Source organism: Nocardioides sp. (genome assembly GCF_031422975.1).
In the GTDB taxonomy this organism is placed as follows: Bacteria; Actinomycetota; Actinomycetes; order Propionibacteriales; family Nocardioidaceae; genus Nocardioides.
In genome coordinates this window covers 1-4,103 of sequence record NZ_JANPEO010000139.1, presented here as the reverse complement: position 1 = coordinate 4,103, position 4,103 = coordinate 1, and the positions used below count along the sequence as shown (strand labels likewise).

4 protein-coding genes and 1 pseudogene are annotated in these 4,103 nt (G+C 70.1%); 3 read left to right on the top strand and 2 right to left on the bottom strand.

What is annotated here, in order from left to right:
* Together RMO85_RS04475 and RMO85_RS04470 are read left to right on the top strand one after the other, a co-directional pair.
* A partial coding sequence (locus RMO85_RS04475; protein WP_310526734.1) for an SDR family oxidoreductase occupies positions 1-572 on the top strand: 572 nt, incomplete at its 5' end.
* A 9-nt stretch (positions 573-581) separates the two neighbouring features.
* Positions 582-1,139 (top strand): DUF402 domain-containing protein, encoded by a 558-nt coding sequence (locus RMO85_RS04470; protein WP_310526733.1) that lies wholly within the window; start codon positions 582-584, stop codon positions 1,137-1,139.
* Here the strand turns inward: RMO85_RS04470 and RMO85_RS04465 are convergent.
* Positions 1,132-2,472 (bottom strand): threonine/serine exporter family protein, encoded by a 1,341-nt coding sequence (locus RMO85_RS04465; protein WP_310526731.1) that lies wholly within the window; start codon positions 2,470-2,472, stop codon positions 1,132-1,134. The genes RMO85_RS04470 and RMO85_RS04465 overlap by 8 nt on opposite strands.
* 31 nt (positions 2,473-2,503) lie before the next feature.
* On the opposite strand from RMO85_RS04465, the gene RMO85_RS04460 reads away from it, so the two are divergent.
* Positions 2,504-3,643, top strand: coding sequence for a glutamate--cysteine ligase (locus RMO85_RS04460; protein WP_310526730.1), 1,140 nt, complete (start codon positions 2,504-2,506; stop codon positions 3,641-3,643).
* 6 nt (positions 3,644-3,649) lie between these two features.
* Here RMO85_RS04460 and RMO85_RS04455 read toward each other — a convergent pair.
* Positions 3,650-4,103: pseudogene (locus tag RMO85_RS04455) on the bottom strand (hypothetical protein); the annotation flags it as partial.

The window sequence follows — 4,103 nt, the reverse complement described above, 5'->3', positions numbered from 1 at the left end:
TCAACCTCGTCGTCAACAACGCCGGCGTCTCGATGAGCGGCGACTTCGAGGACATGACCTACGACGAGTTCGACTGGATCGTCGGCGTCAACTTCGACGGCGTCGTCAACGGCACCAAGGAGTTCCTGCCGCACCTCATCGCGTCCGGCAACGGGGCGCTCGTCAACATCTCCTCGCTCTTCGGGCTCGTCTCGATGCCCGGCCAGACCGCGTACAACGCCACGAAGTACGCCGTCCGCGGCTTCACCGAGGCACTGCGCGAGGAGATGCTGATCAGCCGGCACCCGGTGACGGTCACCAGCGTCCACCCCGGCGGGATCAAGACCGGCATCGTCCGCCACGGCCGCACCACGGCCAGCGAGGACCGCGCCAAGCTGGCGGCGCTGTTCGACGAGAAGTTCGCCCGGATGCCTGCCGACAAGGCGGCCGCGATCATCCTCAAGGGCGCGCTCTCCGGGAAGGCGCGCGTGCTCGTCGGCATCGACGCGCACGTGCTGCATCACTTCGCCAAGTTCACCGGCTCGCGCTACCAGGACGTCCTCGCCTACTTGGCGCCGCGCCTCACTCGGTAGCGTCACCCCATGGCCCATGCTCCCGGGGACCCGATCCGCGTCGAATTGACCAAGTGGGGTGATCGTCCGCACTGGGAGTTCGACGGTGTCTGGCTCGGCAGCGACGAGTACGGCGAGTGGTTGGGCTTCCCAGCCGGCACCCACAACTCCAGGCCGGGCTACTCCTACGACTCCGAGGTCGCGTCAGTGACCCTGGTCCCGCGCGACGGTCACTGGATGGCGACCTTCCACGACCCCGGCATCTGGTGCGACCTCTACATCGACATCAGCACGCCGGCCACCTGGGACGGCAAGGTGCTGCGCACGGTCGACCTCGACCTCGACGTCATCCGGATGTCCTCGGTCTCGCCGGAGAGGTCGCGACCGCCGGGTCTGGTCGCCGAGCTCGGTGAGGTGTTCATCGACGACGAGGACGAGTTCCTCGAGCACCAGGTGTCCTTCGGCTACCCCGCAGACGTGATCGCCGCGGCCCGCGCCAGCGCGGACGAGCTCGTGTCGCTCGTCACGGGCAAGCAGCCGCCCTACGACGGGAAGGCGCACGCGGCCTGGCTGGCCCTGGTCAGGTGATCCGGTCGGCCCGGGTCTCGCCCCGCCGCGAGGCGCGGAACGGCCCGACCAGCCGCGGCCCGGACAGGCGACCTTCGAGCCGACGCGTCTCCCGCTTCAGCGGCTGGGCGAGGTACTCCCCGAGGATCACGCCGGACGCCAGGGCGACCGCGACCGAGGCGGCCGTCATCATGGCGACGATCCCTTGGGAGGTCCCCGAGCCGCCGGCGGCGAGCAGCGAGAGCCCGCGATAGATCGAGAGCCCCGGGAGCAGCGGCACGATCGACGACACCACCACGACGAGCGGCGGCACCCGGAACCGGCCGGCGACGCCGTACGCCACGACCCCGATGACGAAGGCGCCGATCGCGGCGGCCCAGGTGCGACCGAAGCCGGTGTCGCTGACCACGAGGTTGAGCAGCGTCGCCACCCCTGACGTCAGTGCGATGGGCACCAGCGCACGCCCCGGGGCGTAGCAGGCGAACGCGAAGGCTGCCGCCGAGACGGCGGCGCCCGCGACCGCGATGCCCAGATGGTTGCCGAGCGATCGCCCCGGCACGAGCTGGCCGAGGTTGAATCCCAGCACGTCGGCCACCGACAGCCCGCCGCTGACGCCGGCGATGATCCCGGCAGTGGCGAGCAGCGCCTCGATCACCCGGGCGCCGCTGGTGACGTAGAACCCCGTCAGCGCGTCCTGGATCGCACCCATGAAGCCGATCCCGGCGAGCAGCATGACGATGTTGGCGGTCACGACGAGCGAGAGGTCCGCGGCGATCGGCGCGGCCCCCAGCGCCGCAGCGAACAGCGTGGCCACGGCCCCGCCGGCGACCTGGAGGTAGAACGTCGGCAACCGACGACGCGCGAGCACCATCTGGAGCCGGTCGATGGTCATCGCAGCCGCCGACGCGATCAGTGCCACCAGCCAGTCCCCGCCGAGGAAGACGGCGACGCTCGCGCACATCAGGCCCCACGCCAGCGTCACCGCCCAGCGCGGCCACGGGTGCCCGGTCGAGACGATGGTCGCCATCCGGGAGCGGGCCAGGTAGAGATCGAGCTGGTCCGCCAGCAACTCGTGCACCAGGTGGTCGACCTGGGTGAGGTCGGCGTAGTCGATGTCGCGATGCTTGACGTTGCGGATGATCAGCACCGGTGGGTCCTCGGGCGAGGCCTGATGACTCATCGACAACGACGTGAAGGTCACGTCGATCTCGGGGTGTCGCAGTCCGAGGTGGTGCGCGACGGACAGCATGGTCGCGGTCACGTCGGCTGCGCCCGCGCCCGACGACAGCAGCACTTCACCGATGCGCAGGCAGAGGTCGATCGTCAGATTGAGCTCCTTCGGATCGTCGACCACGGGGCCATGGTGGCATCCCTACGATGGGCGGGTGCGCATCGACTTCCCCCTTGCCTTCCGGGCCTCGCCCGCGCCCACGATCGGGGTCGAGTGGGAGTTCGCACTCGTCGACCGGGAGACGCGCGATCTGTCCAACACCGCGGCGGACCTGTTCGCCGCCGTGAGCCCGGAGCTGGCCGACTCCTCACGCCTGCACAAGGAGCTGCTGCGCAACACGGTCGAGGTCGTGACCGGCATCTGTACGTCGGTGGCGGAGGCCGTCGCCGACCTGCGGGACACCCTCGGGGTGGTCGTCCCCGCGGCGGAGGCCCTCGGTGTGGACCTGCTCGGCTCGGGCACGCACCCGTTCGCGAACTGGTCGGCGCAGCAGCTGACCGAGGGCGTCCGCTACGAGGAGCTCATCAACCGCACCCAGTGGTGGGGCCGGCAGATGCTGATCTGGGGCTTGCACGTGCATGTCGGGCTGCCCTCGCAGGACCGGGTGATGCCGATCATGTCGTCGTTGCTCAACACCTATCCCCACCTGCTGGCTCTCTCGGCGAGCTCGCCGATCTGGGCGGGACTCGACACCGGCTATGCCTCCAACCGCTCGCAGATGTTCCAGCAGTTGCCGACCGCCGGGTTGCCGTTCACGTTCGACACCTGGGAGGAGTTCGAGCACTGCATCGCCGACCAGGCCACGACCGGCGTCATCGACTCGATGTCCGACGTGCGCTGGGACATCCGCCCCGCACCACATCTGGGCACGATCGAGAACCGCGTCTGCGACGGCATGTCCGACATCACCGAGCTCGCAGGTCTGGCCGCCCTCATCCACTGCCTCGTCATCGACCTCGACACCAGGCTGGCCGCCGGGGAGACACTGCCGACGATGCCGCCGTGGCACGTGCAGGAGAACAAGTGGCGTGCCGCCCGCTACGGACTCGACGCGATCGTGATCCTGGACGAGAAGTCCCGCGAGCGGCTCGTCACCGACGACCTCGACGACCTGCTGGAGCGACTCACCCCGGTGGCGCGGCGGCTCGACTGCGAGGACGAGCTGCGTTCCGTGGCCGACATCCCGCGCAGGGGCGCCTCCTACCAGCGCCAACGCAAGGTCGCGACCGAGAGCGGCGGCGATCTGGTCGCCGTCGTGGACTCGGTCGTCGCCGAGCTGCACGCGTCGCTCTGACCCCGCTCAGCTGTGCGGCGGCGGGATCGCGTCGGTCGACTCCAGCTGACCCATGCCGGTGAGCATCAGCAGGTCGGTGACGACCGCGCGCAGCTGCGCGAGCATCACCTCGACCGACAGCGCGTCCCCCCGTGGCAGCTCGGAGGTCGCAATCCCCACGGCGATCAGCGCCGGCCGCGCGGCCACCGCGATCCGGTCGGCCTGCAGCTCATCGGCGACGAGCTCGACCGCCGCCGCCAGCTCGCGCGCCACCAGGGGATAGTCGGGCGGCACCGGCTTGTCCTTGTACGCCGCCAGCGCGACGTACCTCGTCAGCACGCGCGCGCTCCGCAGCGACCGGTCCAGCGGCTCGACGAGCTCGGCCATCCGCCGGACTCCGCCCTTGTGCCGCACCCGGAACGGCGACGAGGCCACCACCGACAGTCCTTCGTCAGCGGCGCTGCGCAGCTCGGCGATGAGG